Genomic DNA, 16,489 nt, shown 5'->3' on the forward strand with positions numbered 1-16,489 from the left:
CCGGGCGAACGCGCCGCACACTTGATAGCCCGTCCGGTGGATAAGCTGCCCTGCAGGGCCGCTCGGGGACCCGGATGACGGCGGCCCACCGCAGGGAGGAAGGTCACGATGGCGCAGGCGAAGAAGATCGGCATGGCCCTCCTGCTCATCTTCGTGCTCTACTCGATCATCACCTCGCCGGCCCGGTCCGCCGAACTCGTCCAGCTGGGTTTCGAGGGCATCTCGAACGCGGCCAAGGCGGTCGGCACCTTCATGACCGGTCTGATCAAGTAAGGAGCGGCACATCGTGATCCGCCACCTGGTCCTGTTCAAGCTCAACGAGGGCGTCGCCAAGGACGAGCAGCGCGTGCTGTCCGGTGCCAAGGCGTTCGCCGAGCTCGGCTCGCTGATCCCCGAGCTGCGCGAGTGGGAGTGCGGCTGGAACACCACCGAGCGCGACATCGCGTACGACTACGCGATCAACAGCCTGGTCGAGGACGGCACGGCCCTCCAGGCGTACCTGACCCACCCCGCGCACCAGGCCGCGGCCGGCCAGTGGCGCGAGTTCGCGACCTGGGTGATCGCCGACATCGAGGTCTGACCCCGCCGCCGTCCCCCGGACGGCCCGCGCCCGCCCCGTCCGGTCCCCGGACGGGGCGTCTTGGTCTGCCCCGGAACAATCCTTGCGGCGCCTCGCCGGCGGGACCGGCCAAGCCCGGGCACCCCACCAACACACCTCCACCGGGTGCTTGCCCGACCTGTGCCCACCTTGTGATGCTATGACCGGTTTTGCCGGACATGGCGAGGTGCGAACCAGCCGCGACACCCGATCCGCAGGGCCCACCATTGTTGAATTTGGGAGGGGTGACGTGTCCGTGGACGACGTGTTGGCTGCGATCATCAGCCCGGCCGGTGAGCTCCGTCCGGACGGGCTTCGCGGCCCCGGCGGCCGCCCCGTCATGGACGTCCGGACACTCACCCGGGTGCTGTTCGAACGACTCTCCGAGCTGCCGCCGGACGCCCCCGAACGGGAGCGGGTCCGGGCCGCCCTGATCGAGGTGAACATCCCGCTGGTCCGCTACGCGGCCACCCGCTTCCGCAGCCGCAGCGAGCCGATGGAGGACGTCGTCCAGGTCGGCACCATCGGTCTGATCAACGCGATCGACCGCTTCGACCCGACCCGGGGCGTCCAGTTCCCCACCTACGCGCTGCCGACCATCCTGGGCGAGATCAAGCGCTACTTCCGGGACAACGTCCGCACCATGCACGTCCCGCGCCGACTCCAGGAGCTGTGGGTCCAGGTCAGCGGCGCCATGGAGGAGCTGACGGTGCAGCACGGGCGGACCCCCAAGGTGCCCGAGATCGCCGCCAGCCTGCGGATCCCGGAGGAGGACGTCCGGGCCTGCCTGGACGCCGGGCGCGCCTACAACGCCGCCTCCCTGGAGGCCGCCCAGGAGCACGAGGGCGGGCTCGCCCTGCTGGACCGGCTCGGCTACGAGGACGCCGCACTGGTCGAGGTCGAGCACCGCGACATGGTCCGCCACCTGCTGGTCCAACTCCCCGAGCGGGAGCGGCGGATCGTGATGCTGCGGTTCTTCGCCAACCTCACCCAGTCGCAGATCAGCACCGAACTGGGGATGTCCCAGATGCACGTCTCCCGGCTGCTCTCCCGGATCCTGACCAGGCTTCGGACCGGCAACTCCTGGGAAGAGTGAGATTGCAGCGCGTTACTCCGACGTGACATCTTGCGACGTTCGGGTTTGCCGAGGACCGTGTTCCGGTATGGAGGGGGTTGGGCCCCTGCCGGGAACCTCCGTGCGACGGCCCCCGTTCAACTGTCAGTCACAAGGGGGTGGGTGCATGTCCGGAGAGCTGGGCACTGCGGAGATCCACGCTGGTCAGGCCAAGGGTACGGCGGTCGCCGAGGACCGGATCCCGCTCCAGCGGGCCACGTCTCTCGAAAGGCCCGGCGCCGGGGCGCCCGGCCCGGTGACGTCCACCCAGGCGCCGCCCGGCGCCGGGCTGGACACCCGGACGCTCTCCCGCTCGCTGTTCCTGCGGCTGGCCGCACTGGAAGCGGGCAGCGAGGAGCACACCTACGTCCGGGACACCCTGATCGAGCTCAACCTGCCGCTGGTCCGGTACGCCTCGGCGCGTTTCCGCAGCCGCAACGAGCCGATGGAGGACATCGTCCAGGTCGGCACGATCGGGCTGATCAAGGCGATCGACCGCTTCGACCCGGAACGCGGGGTGGAGTTCCCCACCTTCGCGATGCCCACCGTGGTCGGCGAGATCAAGCGCTTCTTCCGGGACACCAGTTGGTCGGTCCGGGTGCCACGGCGGCTGCAGGAGCTGCGGCTGGCACTCACCAAGGCCGGGGACGAACTGTCCCAGCGGCTGGACCGCTCCCCCACCGTCGCCGAGTTGGCCGCCTGCCTCGGGGTCAGCGAGGAGGACGTGGTCGAGGGCCTCGCGGTGGGCAACGCCTACACCGCCAGCTCGCTGGACTCCAGCCCCGGCGAGGAGGACAGCGAGGGGCCGCTGGCCGAACGGCTCGGCTACGAGGACCTCGCGCTGGAGGGCGTGGAGTACCGGGAGTCGCTCAAGCCGCTGCTGGCCAAGCTGCCGCCGCGCGAGCGCCGGATCATCATGCTGCGGTTCTTCGGCAACCTCACCCAGTCGCAGATCGGCGAGGAGATCGGCATCTCCCAGATGCACGTCTCCCGGCTGCTCACCCGGACGCTCACCCAGCTCCGCGCGGGGCTGATCAGCGAGGGCTGACCGCCGCCACCGTCCGGCTCAACTGCCGCCGTCTTCTAGAAGGTTGGCGCGCAGCCCGGCCAGCACGTCCGCGTCCAGCCCGAGCCCCTCCCGCCAGAACGCGTCGAAGCCGCTCCAGCCGGCCTCGACCTCCGCGAAGGCCGCGTCCAGGTAGCCGCGGTCGGCCCGGAAGACCGGCAGGAGGAGCTCGGGCTCGCGCATCAGGCCGCGGCCGCCGAAGTCGGCCAGCACCCGCTCGACCACCGCGGCGGAGCGCGCATTGGTGAGCAGGTAGTCGGCGAGCACCGTCTCGCGGTCCACGCCCAGTGCGGTCAGCACGAGCGCCGCCGCCCAGCCGGTGCGGTCCTTGCCCGCCGAGCAGTGGAACAGCAGCGGCACGCCGTCCGGGGCGGCGAGCAGCCGCAGCAGGGCGGCGAAGCGCTCGCGGGCCACCGGGTCGGTGACGAACCAGCGGTAGAGCCCGGTCATCATGGCGGCCGCCCGGCCGTCGCCGAGCACGGCGCGCTGCTTGTCCGGGCTGCGGTCGGCGAGGGCTCCGCGCAGCGTCAGGTGGATGTCGAAGTCCGTTGCCAGCAGCGGGAGATGATGGACGGCAACGCCGTCCGGCAGCCGGTCCGGACCGGCCTCGCGGACCTCCTCGGGGCCGCGCAGGTCGACCACCGCGCGCAGTCCGAGCGCGCCCAGCGGGCCGAGGTCCTCGGCGGTGACATGGTTCAGGCCATCACTGCGCAGGGCCGCTCCACGGCGGACCGCGGCCCCCTCGACCGTCCGATAGCCGCCCAGATCCCGGGCGTTGACCGCTCCGCGCAGGCCCAGACTACGGCCGACCAGGACAGTTCCGTCCGGTTCCGGGAGCGCATTCCGTACGTTCCCGATTCGCTCGGATGCGATCTGACGATCAGCCACCAGAGGCCTCCATTGCATATTCGGACTGTCACATGGCACAGCGGTGCCTGATATTGCATGAACCTGCCCATTGGAGCGGCAAGATGTGCAAGAGTGTCGTGCGCAACGACGACAGTGTAGGTGCCCCCCAGAGCCGTGTGAGCCGCACAGTCGGTAACCAGGTGTAGCACTCGGCTTCCGGTTTTTCATTTTCAATTCATTATTTGCGCGGGCGGTCCGGTTACGGTCACAATCAGCGCCTCCATGGCTTCACCATGAACGTTGGTAACAGGTTCGCTGCACTCTCGCCCAATTGGTCCCTCGCACCGCCGACCCTCGACCAGGATGGGCGCCGGGCAGCCTGCTGCCCGCGAACAGCTACACGGGCAGGCGAGCGCGAAACAGCGCGGCGCCTGGCCCAAGGGGAGGATCAGACATGGGTCGAGCGACCCGAAGAGTTGCCGCCTGCGCAGCGGCAGTTCTGCTGGCCAGCGGCCTGCAGACCACCCTGGCCCACGGCGACACCACGCCGCCCAGGATCGACCTCACCATCCTGGTCATCGACGACGGGGGCCCGTCCGTCGCGGCGATCACCGCCGAGCTCAAGAGCCAGGGCACGCCGTACAAGGTCGTCAGCCTCAATGACCCCAGCCGCCCCGTCATCAACTCCGCTTTCCTGAGCGACACGGTGAACGGACTGCCCCGGGGCAAGTACCAGGGCATCGTGCTGCCCAACGAAAACCCCTTCCCCAACAGCGCCGCCGAGATGACCGCGATCGCCACCTACGAGGCGGCTTTCAACGTCCGGCAGATCGACGCGTACACCTGGGCCAGCCCGGCCGTGGGTCTGAACTACGCCCAGAATCCGGGATTCGTCGGAACCCTCGACGGATTCCAGGCGGCCACCACGACGGCCGGCACTTCGGGTCCCTTCGGGTACCTCAAGGGCAGCGTCCCGTTCGAGGACAACGACCCCAACGTCAGTGAGAGCTACGGCTACCTGGCCACCCCGCTCGCCAACCTGCCGTCCGGTGCCTCCTTCGTCCCGCTGGTCGACGCGGCGATACCCAACACCACCAACCGCGGTTCGCTGGTCGGCGAGTACACCCACGACGGCCGCAAGGAACTGGTAGTCACCTTCGTCTACAACCAGTACCAGCAGCAGTACCGGTTGCTGGCCCGCGGCATGGTCGACTGGATCACCCAGGGTGTCCACCTCGGCTACGACCGCAACTACTTCGCCACCCACGTGGACGACGTGTTCCTGGCCGACGACCGCTGGGACACCGTGCTCAAGTGCACCCCCGGTGACGTCACCTGCCCGCCCGGCACCCCGGACACCGCCAACCCGATCCGGATGACGCCGGCCGACGCGCAGTACCTCAAGCAGTGGCAGACCGCCAACAACTTCACGCTGGACATGGTGTTCAACGGCGGCGGCAGCGAGGACTGGAAGGCCGACCACCAGACCACGGTGGACCCGACCGCCGGCCAGATGATCGCCGACCAGAACAGCTACCGCTGGATCAACCACACCTACACCCACCCCTACCTGGGCTGCGTGCAGGACGTCACCGTGGTGCCGTGGAAGTGCACCAAGGACGCGACGGGCAACACCGTCTGGACCGACCAGAACACCATCTCCACCCAGATCAAGCAGAACTTCGACTGGGCCACCGCCAACGGCCTCAAGCCCGACCCGCAGGCGCTCGTCACCGGTGAGCACTCCGGTCTGCTCACCGCCCCGCAGGAGACCAGCGACAACCCGAACCTGGCGCCGGCGCTGGCCGCCAACGGCATCAAGTTCACCGGCAGCGACGCCTCCCGCGAGCCCGGCCAGCGGGCCGTCGGCTCCTCCACGCTGACGGTGCCGCGGTACCCGATGAACGTCTTCTACAACGCCGGTTCGGCGAAGGAGGAGGCCGACGAGTACAACTGGATCTACACCAGCAAGGCCAACGGCGGCAGCGGCGTCTGCGAGAACAACGCCAACTCCACCTGCCTGCCCCAGCCGCTGGACACCGCCACCGGCTACCAGTCGTACATCGTGCCGCTGGAGGCCCGGATCGACCTCGGCCACGTGCTGAACAACGACCCGCGGCCGCACTTCGTGCACCAGTCGAACCTCTCCGAGGACCGCATCCTGTACCCGGTGCTGGAGAAGATCCTCGGCAACTACCGCTCGCTGTTCGCCGACAGCACCCCGATCGTGAACCTCGGCGAGCGCGAGATCGGCCAGGAGTTCCAGAAGCGCGCGGCCTGGAACAAGGCCGTCGCCGCCGGGCAGGTCACCGCCTACAAGATCGGCAACACCGTCACCGTCAGCGCGCCGGCCGGTGTTCAGGTCCAGGCCACCATGCCGACCGGAACTGCTCAGAAGATGGCCATCGGGACGGCCGCCTTCGGTTCGGCCTACGCCGGTACGCTCTCGGGCTGGGCGTCCCCGGGCGCCCTGCAGAGCGGCATCACCCTGCAACTCCCCTCCGGCAGCGCGCCGGCCGCCCCGGCCGCCGTCGCGCCGAACGTGGCGGCCAAGTCCGTCCCGGCACCGGCGCCGGCGGACAAGAAGGTCGTGCCGCAGGGCGTGGCCACGCCCGTCCCGGCGGGCCCGAGCGACGTCACCCGCAAGCCCGCCCAGTCCCTCGTCCCCGGCAGCGGCACCCCGGTGCCCGGCAAGGACGTGGTCCAGGGCGCCAAGCCCCAGGGCAACGGTGCCACCACCGGACGCTCCGGCAACCGGTAACCCTTAGCACCTCGTAGCGGGGTCGGGCCGGTCTCCCGGTCCGACCCCGCCACGGGTCCCGCGCCGGCCACCCAGTCCGGACAACGACGCAAGAACAGGAGGGGGGACAGGAGATGCGCGTCACCCTGCTCACCGAGGGGACGTACCCGCACCAGCACGGCGGCGTGAGCGTCTGGTGCGACCAACTCGTTCAGGGCATGCCGGACGTCGACTTCGACATCATCGCCGTCACCGGAACCGGCCAGGAACCACTGGCCTGGGAACTGCCCGCCAACGTACGGTCGGTCACCACCGCACCGCTGTGGGGCCCGGCCTCCGAGGCCCGGCCGCCGCGCGGCAAGGAGATGCGACGCTTCCTCAACGCGTACGAGCGCTTCCTGCACTCCATCCTCGACCCGGTCTACACCACCCACTTCGGCACCGAGCTGTACGGCTTCGCCGACCTCGCCCGGCGCGGGCTGCTCAGCCCGGCGCTGCGCAGCGAGCGCGCCCTGCGCACCCTCCAGCACGTGTGGACCCGTGACTACCTGCCCACAGCGGTCTCCCGGCCCACCATGCACGACGCGCTGAACGCCACCGACCTGCTGGAGCACGCGCTGCGGCCGCTCTCGGTCGACCCGCCGACCGACGGCGTCGCCCACGCGGCCAGCGGCGGCCTCGCCACCCTGCCCGGGCTGATCGCCGCCCAGCAGTTCGGCGTACCGTTTCTGCTCACCGAGCACGGCATCTACCTGCGCGAGCGCTACCTCGGCTACCGCACCGGCCCGTACCGCTGGCCGGTCAAGGCGCTGCTGCTCGGCTTCTACCGGATGCTCGCCGAGGAGAGCTACCGGCAGGCCGCCCTGGTCACCCCCGGCAACCGGTACAACCGGCGTTGGGAGGAGCGCGGCGGCACCCCGTCCACGCACATCCGCACCGTCTACAACGGGGTGGACCCGGCCGCCTTCCCGCCCGCCGGGCCCGAGCCCGAGACGCCGACCCTCAGCTGGGCCGGCCGGGTCGACCCGATCAAGGACCTGGAGACGCTGATCCGGGCCTTCGCCATCGTCCACCAGGAGATCCCCGAGGCGCGGCTGCGGCTCTTCGGGGGCACCCCCAAGGGCGGCGAGGCGTACCGGGACGGCTGCATAGCCCTGGCCACCGAGCTCGGCGTGGCCGACTCGGTGGCCTTCGAAGGCCGCGTCGCCGACATCACCGACGCGTACGCGGCGGGCAACGTGGTGATGCTCTCCAGCATCAGCGAGGGCTTCCCGTTCACCCTGATCGAGGCCATGTCCTGCGGCCGCGCGACCATCTCGACCGACGTCGGCGGCGTGCGCGAGGCCGTCGGCGACACCGGACTGGTCGTCCCGCCGCGCGAGCCCGAGCCGATGGCGGCCGCCGCGATCGAGCTGCTGCGCGACCCCGCGCGGCGCGCCCGGCTCGGCGAAGGCGCCCGGCTGCGGGTCATCGAACAGTTCACGCTCCGCCAGAACATCGACGGCTTCCGGGGCATCTACACCGAACTCCTGGGCACCTCCCGCTGGATGCCCGGCGGGATGGTCACCGTCACCGACGAGGTCCCCAGCCCGGACTGGGACCAGCAGCTGACCGCCGCCCGGCCCGAGCCCAGCGAGGTGGGCGCGTGAACGAGCGAAGCGAGAGAACCATCAGCAGGCGCGCGTACCGCGAAGGGGCCGCCGAGCGCAGCGAGGTGGGCGCGTGAACGAGCGAAGCGAGAGAACCATCAGCAGGCGCGCGTACCGCGAAGGGGCCGCCGAGCGCAGCGAGGTGGGCGCATGAGTGGCCCGATCAGGCTGGTCCCGGACGAGGGCGGCGCCGAGCGGACGATGCAGCTGCGCACCCTGCCGCTGAAGCGCCGCCGCCCCGCCCCGCCCACCGAGCCCGACCCCGCCGAGCAGCTCGACCTCTCCGACGACCCGCTGGACGAGCTCGCCGAGCGCCTGCAGGACGTCTGCGCCGACGCCGTCCACCCGTACGAGATCGCGGCCTTCCTGGAGTCGGACGGCCTCTCCGACGAGCAGGCGGCCCTGCTGTACGGCCGCCCCGACGCGTTCACCGTCGCCGAGGAGCTGTTCGAGAAGGTCGAGCGCCGCTACCCCGGCCCGAGCTCCGAGTTCGCCAACCCCTGGCGGGCCGACCCGTGGCGCTGCGTGGTGCGCGGCCTGGTGTTCGCCCTGCCCGGCCTCGGCTACCTGCTCGGCGCCAACCTGTTCGCGACCGCCCGGATGCGATTCGGCCTGCCCTCGGGCATGCTCGCGCTGTCCATCGCCACGCTGGTCAGCTGGGGCTTCAACCAGGCGCTGGCGCACCGCTCGTACCGCTGGCTGAGCCGGCTGCGCCGTCGGGACGCGGCGGTCTGCCTGGCCGTGGGCGCCCCGATCGGCGCGCTGCTGGCCTCCGGCTGCGCGTACGTGATCGGCGGGCCGCTGGGCGCGCTCTGGTTCGCCGCGGGCCAGTCCTGCTACCTGGCCGCGGCCACCGCGCTGCTGGTGCTCGGGCGGGAGAAGTTCCTGCTGCTGGCGCTGGCCCCGGCCTCGGTCGGCGCGGGCGTGGTACTGGCGGTCGACGTCCCGCAGCCGGTCCGTACGGCGGTGCTGCTCGCCTCGGTGGCACTGGCGGTCGGCCTGGCCGTCCGGGAGCTGCTGGTCGCGGCCCGCGGCGGCGAACGGGGCGGCGTGAAGCTGAGGCTGCCGATCCGCCAGGAGGTCCCGCACCTGCTGTTCGGGCTGGCCTGCGGTGCGCTCACGCTGATCGCCGGCCTCGGCGAGACCATCCACCAGGCCGTGCACGCCGCCTCGCACGCGGTGCACACCCCGGCCCACGGCGCGCACGTCCAGACGGCTCCGACCGGCCCGGCCATGATCGCGCTGACGCTCAGTCTCGGCCTGGCCGAGTGGCTGCTGTTCCGCTACCGGGCAATGGCCGTGGCCGCACTGCGCATCAGCCACACCAGCGGGCAGTTCACCCGCCGCACCGGCGGGATCCTGCTCGGCTGCCTGTTCATCTACCTCACCACCGTGGCCGCGCTGGACGCCGCCGCGACCGTGCTGTGGCCGGGCGCCCCGTCGCTCGGCGTGCCGCAGCTCGGCGCGATGCTGCTCCTGGGCGGCTCGCTCTGGCTGGCGCTGCTGCTGAACGCCTTCGGGTTCAGCTGGAGCACCGCCCTCATCTGTCTGGCCGCCGCGATCGCCGAGAGCGTCGGGCTGCTGACCGGTGCGGACCCGATCGTCCTGCAGCTGATCGGCTGCGGGGCGGCCGCACTCGTCCTCACCGCAACCGCCGGGCCCGCGCTCGGCCGCACCACCCAACACCGCTGAGAATCCGCCTCTCCCGAGGCACCATCGGCCGGTCGTGACCACACGTCCGGCTGCTCCCGAAATCGAGAAAGCGAATACGCATGAGCAGCGTCGCGGTTACCGGAGCCGAGGGCTTCATCGGCTCCCACCTCGTCGAGACCCTGGTCGCCGACGGGCACCACGTCCGCGCGATGGTCCAGTACAACTCCTTCTCCTCCTTCGGCTGGCTGGAGACCCTGTCCGCGGAGGTGCTGGACTCGGTCGAGATCGTCCTCGGCGACGTCCGGGACCCGGGCTCGGTCAACGGCCTGGTCAAGGGCACCGAGGCGGTCTACCACCTGGCCGCGCTGATCGCGATCCCGTACTCCTACCGCGCCCCCCACTCGTACGTGGACACCAACGTCACCGGCACCCTGAACGTGCTGGAGGCGGTGCGCCACCTGGAGATCCCGCGCCTGGTGCACACCTCCACCAGCGAGACCTACGGCACCGCGCAGACCGTGCCGATCACCGAGGACCACCCGATCAACACCCAGTCCCCGTACGCCGCCTCCAAGGCTGGCGGGGACCGGCTGGCCGACAGCTACCACGCCAGCTTCGAGACCCCGGTCGTCACCCTGCGCCCGTTCAACACCTTCGGCCCGCGCCAGTCGATGCGCGCCGTCATCCCGACCGTGATCGCCCAGGTCGCGTCCGGCCAGACCGAGATCACCCTCGGCGACCTGCGCCCGACCCGCGACTTCACATTCGTCAAGGACACCGCCAACGCCTTCCGCACGGTGGGCACCGCGGCCGCCGAGAACGTGGTCGGCCGGACCTTCAACGCCGGCACCGGCGGCGAGATCTCGGTCGGCGACCTGGTCACCCTGGTCGGCAAGCTGATGGGCGTGGACCTGGTGGTGAAGGAGGACGAGCAGCGCATCCGTCCGACCAACTCCGAGGTCATGCGCCTGGTCGCGGACGCCACCCGGCTGCGCCAGGCCACCGGCTGGGCCCCGCAGTTCAGCCTGGAGCAGGGTCTGGAGCAGACCATCGAGTTCTTCCGCGACCCGGCCAACCTGGCCCGCTACAAGACCGACATCTACAACGTCTGACCGCCGTACCGATCATGATCGTCCTGGTAGCCAAGGTTCGTGTCCTACACACCTTTTCCGTGGGGGAAACACCATGCATGCAGTGATCCTGGCCGGCGGTAAGGGCGTCCGGCTCCGCCCGTACACCACCGCGCTCCCCAAGCCGCTCGTCCCGATCGGCGACCAGCACGCGATCCTGGAGATCGTGATGCGCCAGCTCGCCGCCGCGGGCTTCAAGACCGTCACCCTGGCCATCGGCCACCTCGGCCACATCATCCGCGCCTACGTCGGCAACGGCTCGCAGTGGGGCCTGCGGGTCGGCTACGCCGTCGAGGACAGCCCGCTCGGCACCATGGGCCCGCTGCTCACCATGCAGGACCGCCTGCCGGAGCACTTCCTGGTGATGAACGGCGACATCCTCACCGACCTGGACTTCTCCGGGGTGCTCAAGCACCACGAGCAGTCCGGCGCCCCGCTGACCATCGCCACCTACGCCCGCCAGGTGAAGATCGACTTCGGCGTGCTGACCACCGACTCCGGCACCATCACCGGCTTCCAGGAGAAGCCCAGCATCGACTACCGGGTCTCGATGGGCGTGTACGGCGTCTCCCGCGCCGCGCTCGCCAAGTACACCCCGGGCCTGCCGCTGGGCTTCGACGAGCTGGTGCTCGACCTGCTGGCCGCCGACACCCCGCCGGCCGCCTACGACTTCGGCGGCTACTGGCTGGACATCGGCCGCCCCGACGACTACGACCGGGCGAACGCCGAGTTCTCCTCGATCCGCCCGGTCCTGATGCCATTCGAATCGGCCGCCGCGCCGGGCGTCACGGAGCTGCCGGTCCCGGCCGCCCGTACCGCCCCGGACGACACGGCCGAGGAGCCCGTCCCCGCGGGCGCCGAGACCGACGGACGGGCCGCGTGAGAATCCTGCTCCTCGGCGGCGACGGCTTCCTGGGCCGTCACGCCGTCACCGTCCTGCGGACACTGCCCGGGGCCACCCTGCTGTCCGCGGGCCGGCGACCCACCCACGACCTCCGGCTGGACCTGGGCACCGCCCAGGTCGGCCCGCTCGGCGAGGAGCTGGCCGCGCTGGCTCCCGACGTGGTGATCAACTTCGCGGGGGCGGTGGCCGGCAGCGCGGTCAAGCTCGCCGAGGTGAACGCCCGCGGCCCGGCGGTGCTCTGCGAGGCGCTCGCCCTGGGCGCCCCGAAGGCCCGTCTGGTGCACATCGGTTCGGCCGGCGAGTACGGCGTCTGCGACGAGGGCGAGTCGCTCTCCGAGCAGGCCGACGCCCGCCCGGTCGGCGTGTACGGCGCGACCAAGCTGGCCGGTTCCCTCGCGGTGGCCGGTTCGCCGCTGGACGCGGTGGTGCTGCGGGTGTTCAACCCGGTCGGTCCGGGCGCCCCGGCGGGCTCGCTGCCCGGCCGGCTGGCGGCCGAGCTGCGCCGGGCGGCGCCCGAGGGCGCCGACGCCGTGATCACGGTCGGGGACCTCTCCGCCTTCCGGGACTTCGTGGACGCCCGGGACATCGCCAAGGCGATCGGCCTGGCCGTCACCGCCGACGGCCCGCTCCCCCGGGTGCTCAACCTGGCGACCGGGCGGGCCCAGCGGGTCCGGGCGATCGCCGACGGCCTGGTCGCGGCGTCCGGCTTCACCGGCCGGATCGACGAGAGCGGAGTGGGCTCCGAGCGCTCCACCGCGGTCTCCTGGCAGCAGGCCGACGTGTCGGCCGCCGCCCGGGCACTCGGCTGGCACCCGGAGACCGGCCTCGCCGACACCCTGCGCGACCTGTGGCTCAGCACCGCCGAGCCCGCCCCGACCCCGGTGGTCGCATGACCGCCGGGACCACCCCCGACGGCCGCCTGCTGGTGCCGCTGTACGTCCACCCCGCGGTGGACCCAGCGGCCTGGCGGGCGGTCGCCGCCGCCGACCCCGCCCGGATCGCCGCCGTGGTGCTCAACCTCGCGGACGGCCCGGGCGAGGTTCCGGACCACGTCTTCGCCGAGGCCGCCGAAGAACTCCGGGCGGCCGGCCTGCCGTTGGTCGGGTACGCCGACACCGACTACGGCCGCCGTCCCCACGCGGCCGTGGTCGCCGATATCCTGACGTACCGTCAGCGACACGGCATCACCGGCGTCTACCTCGACCAGGTCGCCACCCACCCGGGCGCGCTGGCGCACTACCGGCGCCTCGCGACGGCCGCTCGGGCGGCCGGCTGCGGCATCGTGGTGTTCGGCCACGGCGAGCACCCGGACCCCGGGTACGCCGAAGTCGGCCTGGCCGACCTGCTGGTCACCTTCGAGGGCGACTGGGACGCGTACCGCTCGATGACGCTGCCGCTGTGGACCGGCCGCCACGCGGCCTCCCGCTTCTGCCACCTGGTCTACGACGTCCCGGCCGAGTCCGCCCAGGACGCCTCCGCACTGATCACCGCCCGGCGAGCCGGCGTCGGCTGCGCCGTACCCGGCGCCGGGGACAACCCCTGGCGCACCCTCCCGTACGGCCTGACCGCCGCTGAACTGACCTGACCCGATCCGGAGTTCGACTACCGTGAACCGCCGCACCCGGCTGCTGCCCGCCGCCATGGCCCTCGCCACCGTCACCGCCCTGCTGGTCAGCTCGTGCAGCAGCTCCGGCTCGGAGGACGACAACGACTCGGCCGACGGCAACCAGAGCGACTCTCCCACGGCCACCGCGCCGAGCACCCCCGGCACCACCCCGCCGACCGACCCCGGCACGCCCAGCGCCCCCGGCACCACCTCGGCCCCGGGCACCCCGAGCGGCACCACCGCCCCGGGCACCCCGCCGGGCACCACCCCGCCCGGCACCACCGGGCCGCCGCCGGCCGGCGCCCGCTGGCAGCCCACCCCGGGCCTGGCCTGGCAGTGGCAGCTCGGCGGCGGCCCGGTGGACCAGTCGGTGGACGTGCCGGTCTACGACATCGACGGCTTCGAGAACGACGCCTCGGTGGTCGCCGCGCTGCACGCCAAGGGCCGCAAGGTGATCTGCTACGTCAACGCCGGCTCCTGGGAGAACTTCCGCCCCGACGCCGCCGCCTTCGCCAAGTCCCTCCAGGGCTCGGACACCGGCTGGAAGGGCGAGAAGTGGTTCGACATCCGCAAGCTCGACCAGCTGAGGCCACTAATGGCGGCCCGCTTCGACATGTGCAGGAGCAAGGGCTTCGACGCCATCGAACCGGACACCATCGAGGCCTACAACCAGAACAGCGGCTTCCCGCTGACCCCGGACGACCAGCTGGCGTACAACCGGATGCTGGCCCAGCTCGCCCACGAACGCGGTCTGGCCATCGGCCTGAAGAACGACCTGGACCAGATCCCCGCGCTGCAGCCGGACTTCGACTTCGCGGTCAACGAGGAGTGCTCGCAGTTCGACGAGTGCGACCGGGTCTCGCCCTTCATCAAGGCGGGCAAGGCGGTCTTCCACGTCGAGTACAAGCTCGACACGGACCAGTTCTGCGCCAAGACCAAGGCGCTGGGCTTCAGTTCGATGCAGAAGAAGCTCGACCTCAACGCCTGGCGCAAGCCCTGCTGAGGTCGGAGCCACCCGTCGCGCGGGTGACCCTCACCAGGGCCACCCGCGCGAGAGTCACTTGACCGCCAGCCAGACGACGGCGCCCAGGACCACCAGGGCGACGACGGCGATCAGCGCGATCACACCGGTGCGACTGCGTGTGTTGCTGCTGCCGTAGGTGGAGACGGAGCCCGGCGCCTGGGGCGCCGGGGTCTCGTCGACGAACGCCCGGAACATCTGGGTGCTACCGGCGGGGTCGTAGTCGTTGTCAGCCATGGCACGGACTCTAACGAATCCGCCCACCTCAGGCACACCCCGGACCCCTGCTCGGGCGACCCACCACTCGCGCGTGCGGCGGCGACACGACCGGATCGTGAAATCCGTGTGACCGACGGAATGCGCTGCCGCGCAAGCGGGTTGACTTCGGTCATGACCGGAAACCAGAGCCGGGTCCGCCTCGGCACCTCCGACCTGTCCGTCCACCCGCTCTCCCTCGGCGGCAACGTCTTCGGCTGGACGGCCGACGAACAGCAGTCCTTCGCCGTACTGGACGCCTACGCCGCCGCCGGCGGCAACTTCGTCGACACCGCCGACGTCTACTCCGCCTGGGCCCCCGGCAACACCGGCGGCGAGTCCGAGACGGTGATCGGCAACTGGTTGCGCAGCCGGGGCAACCGGGACGGGATCGTGATCGCCACCAAGGCCGGCATGCACCCCGAGGCGAAGGGTCTGGGCGCGGCCAACATCAAGGCCTGCGCCGAGGAGTCGCTGCGCCGCCTCGGTGTGGACCACATCGACCTGTACTACACCCACCGGGACGACGACACCCCGGTCGAGGAGTTCGTGACGGCCCTGGACGAGCTGGTCCGCGCCGGCAAGGTCCGGGCGGTCGCCGCCTCCAACATCTCCACCGAGCGGCTCGCCGAGGCGCTGTCCTTCGCCGAGCGCGAGGGCCTGGCCAAGTACGTGGCGGTCCAGCCGCACTACAACCTGGTGTCCCGGGACACCTTCGAGGGCCCGCTGGCCGACCTGGTCGCCGAGCACGGGCTGGCCACCGTGCCCTACTACGCGCTCGCCTCCGGCTTCCTGACCGGCAAGTACCGCCCGGGCGGCGCGGGCGTCGACAGCGCCCGGGCCGAGGGCGCCGCCCGCTACCTGGCGGAGCCGCGCGGTCCCAAGGTCCTGGAGGCGCTGGACACGGTCGCCGCCGAGCACGGCGTCGCGCTCGCCAGTGTCGCCCTGGCCTGGCTCGCCGCCCGCCCGACGGTCGCCGCCCCGATCGCCAGCGCCCGCACCCTCGACCAGCTGCCCCCGCTGCTGGCCGGCGTCACGCTGAAGCTCACCCCCGAGCAGACCGCCCTGCTGGACGCGGCCTCCGCCTGAGCCCGTGCCGGGGCCCCCGACAGCACACCGCTGTCGGGGGCCCTGGGCCGCCCTCCGGCTACGGCCGCCCGAAGTGGGTCGGGTAGTAGCCGGAGTTGAGCGTCGATATCCGGACGGTCTTGCCCGGCCGCGGCGCCTCCACGAACGTGCCGCCGCCCAGGTAGATCCCCACGTGGTGGATCCCCGAGGTCCGGCCGCTGTCCGACCAGAACACCAGGTCACCGCGGCGCAGCTGCCCCGCGCTGATCGGTGTGGTGGCCGCGTACTGGTCGTCGGCCACCCGCGGCAGGCTTATCCCGCTGCGCCGGTAGGCCTGCTGGACCAGCCCGGAGCAGTCGTAGCCGGACGGGCCGTTGCCGCCCCAGACGTACGGCTTGCCCAGCTGGGCGAGCGCGTAGTCGACGGCCGACTCGGTGCTCCCGGTGGACGACGCGTCGCCCGAGGACGGGCGGCTGTCCGGCCGGCCGGAGGCCTGGTCCGAACCGCCGGAGGAGCCCGAGGAACCGCCGGACTTCCCGGTGCGGCTGACGTAGACGTCGTAGTGGCTGGTCCAGCGCCACTCACCGGCACCGTTCTTGAACCAGTACTTCGACCCGTCCCAGCCCTGGCGCGGGCCCCAGGAGGCGGCCGAGCCGTTCGAGACGGCCTCGGTGCCGGAGCCGGATGAGCCGGATGCGCCGGAGGAGCCCGAGGAACCGCCGGACTTCCCGGTGCGACTGGCGTAGACGTCGTAGTGGCTGGTCCAGCGCCACTCACCGGCACCGTTCTTGAACCAGTACTTCGACCCGTCCCAGCCCTGCTTTCCGGCCGCGGCG

At 71.6% G+C, this 16,489-nt stretch carries 15 protein-coding genes and 1 pseudogene; 13 read left to right on the forward strand and 3 right to left on the reverse strand.

The annotated features are described in order from the left end of the window. Window positions 1-108 precede the first annotated feature (108 nt). The 4 genes from ACZ3YL_RS10125 to ACZ3YL_RS10140 all read left to right on the forward strand — a co-directional run bounded on the left by ACZ3YL_RS10125 (window position 109) and on the right by ACZ3YL_RS10140 (window position 2,760). Window positions 109-273: a hypothetical protein gene (locus tag ACZ3YL_RS10125; protein WP_188304848.1), complete on the forward strand. Its 165-nt coding sequence runs from the start codon at window positions 109-111 to the stop codon at window positions 271-273. Between the two features lie 13 nt (window positions 274-286). Further along, a complete protein-coding gene (locus tag ACZ3YL_RS10130; protein ID WP_188304849.1) occupies window positions 287-580 on the forward strand; it encodes a Dabb family protein in 294 nt (97 codons plus the stop codon). A gap of 358 nt (window positions 581-938) precedes the next feature. Continuing rightward, on the forward strand, window positions 939-1,694 hold the full coding sequence (locus tag ACZ3YL_RS10135) for an RNA polymerase sigma factor SigF (protein ID WP_465656729.1): 756 nt from the start codon (window positions 939-941) through the stop codon (window positions 1,692-1,694). A 145-nt stretch (window positions 1,695-1,839) separates the two neighbouring features. Then, complete coding sequence (locus ACZ3YL_RS10140; RefSeq protein ID WP_188304850.1) at window positions 1,840-2,760, forward strand: RNA polymerase sigma factor SigF; 921 nt, start codon at window positions 1,840-1,842, stop codon at window positions 2,758-2,760. Between the two features lie 18 nt (window positions 2,761-2,778). Here the strand turns inward: ACZ3YL_RS10140 and ACZ3YL_RS10145 are convergent, their stop codons facing one another. After that, window positions 2,779-3,666 (reverse strand): tyrosine-protein phosphatase, encoded by an 888-nt coding sequence (locus ACZ3YL_RS10145; RefSeq protein WP_465656557.1) that lies wholly within the window; start codon window positions 3,664-3,666, stop codon window positions 2,779-2,781. 415 nt (window positions 3,667-4,081) lie between these two features. Here ACZ3YL_RS10145 and ACZ3YL_RS10150 point away from each other — a divergent pair, with 415 nt between their 5' ends. From ACZ3YL_RS10150 to ACZ3YL_RS10185, 8 genes and pseudogenes are all read left to right on the forward strand, one after another. Beyond that, complete coding sequence (locus tag ACZ3YL_RS10150; protein ID WP_465656559.1) at window positions 4,082-6,388, forward strand: hypothetical protein; 2,307 nt, start codon at window positions 4,082-4,084, stop codon at window positions 6,386-6,388. 113 nt (window positions 6,389-6,501) lie between these two features. After that, the gene (pelF, locus tag ACZ3YL_RS10155) at window positions 6,502-8,016 is read left to right on the forward strand and encodes a GT4 family glycosyltransferase PelF (protein ID WP_188304852.1); all 1,515 of its coding nucleotides are present in this window, start codon (window positions 6,502-6,504) and stop codon (window positions 8,014-8,016) included. A gap of 150 nt (window positions 8,017-8,166) precedes the next feature. Continuing rightward, complete coding sequence (locus ACZ3YL_RS10160; protein ID WP_465656561.1) at window positions 8,167-9,708, forward strand: hypothetical protein; 1,542 nt, start codon at window positions 8,167-8,169, stop codon at window positions 9,706-9,708. An 80-nt stretch (window positions 9,709-9,788) separates the two neighbouring features. After that, a complete protein-coding gene (locus ACZ3YL_RS10165; RefSeq protein ID WP_188304854.1) occupies window positions 9,789-10,781 on the forward strand; it encodes an SDR family NAD(P)-dependent oxidoreductase in 993 nt (330 codons plus the stop codon). 73 nt (window positions 10,782-10,854) lie between these two features. Beyond that, window positions 10,855-11,556 (forward strand): annotated as a pseudogene (locus ACZ3YL_RS10170) (nucleotidyltransferase family protein); the annotation flags it as partial. A gap of 122 nt (window positions 11,557-11,678) precedes the next feature. Beyond that, complete coding sequence (locus ACZ3YL_RS10175; RefSeq protein WP_188304856.1) at window positions 11,679-12,596, forward strand: NAD-dependent epimerase/dehydratase family protein; 918 nt, start codon at window positions 11,679-11,681, stop codon at window positions 12,594-12,596. Next, window positions 12,593-13,288: a spherulation-specific family 4 protein gene (locus tag ACZ3YL_RS10180; protein ID WP_188304857.1), complete on the forward strand. Its 696-nt coding sequence runs from the start codon at window positions 12,593-12,595 to the stop codon at window positions 13,286-13,288. The genes ACZ3YL_RS10175 and ACZ3YL_RS10180 overlap by 4 nt, the downstream gene beginning before the upstream one ends. A 22-nt stretch (window positions 13,289-13,310) precedes the next feature. Beyond that, complete coding sequence (locus ACZ3YL_RS10185) at window positions 13,311-14,312, forward strand: endo alpha-1,4 polygalactosaminidase (RefSeq protein ID WP_317621054.1); 1,002 nt, start codon at window positions 13,311-13,313, stop codon at window positions 14,310-14,312. Between the two features lie 54 nt (window positions 14,313-14,366). On the opposite strand, the gene ACZ3YL_RS10190 is transcribed toward ACZ3YL_RS10185, so the two are convergent. Further along, on the reverse strand, window positions 14,367-14,567 hold the full coding sequence (locus ACZ3YL_RS10190) for a hypothetical protein (protein ID WP_188304858.1): 201 nt from the start codon (window positions 14,565-14,567) through the stop codon (window positions 14,367-14,369). Between the two features lie 153 nt (window positions 14,568-14,720). Here ACZ3YL_RS10190 and ACZ3YL_RS10195 point away from each other — a divergent pair, with 153 nt between their 5' ends. Next, entirely contained in the window at window positions 14,721-15,674 is a 954-nt protein-coding gene (locus tag ACZ3YL_RS10195) for an aldo/keto reductase (protein WP_188304859.1), read from the forward strand. Window positions 15,675-15,732: 58 nt separating this feature from the next. On the opposite strand, the gene ACZ3YL_RS10200 is transcribed toward ACZ3YL_RS10195, so the two are convergent. Continuing rightward, window positions 15,733-16,489: C40 family peptidase (locus tag ACZ3YL_RS10200; RefSeq protein ID WP_465656564.1), on the reverse strand; the 757-nt coding region annotated here is incomplete at its 5' end.

This window comes from Kitasatospora sp. NPDC023176, from assembly GCF_055560495.1.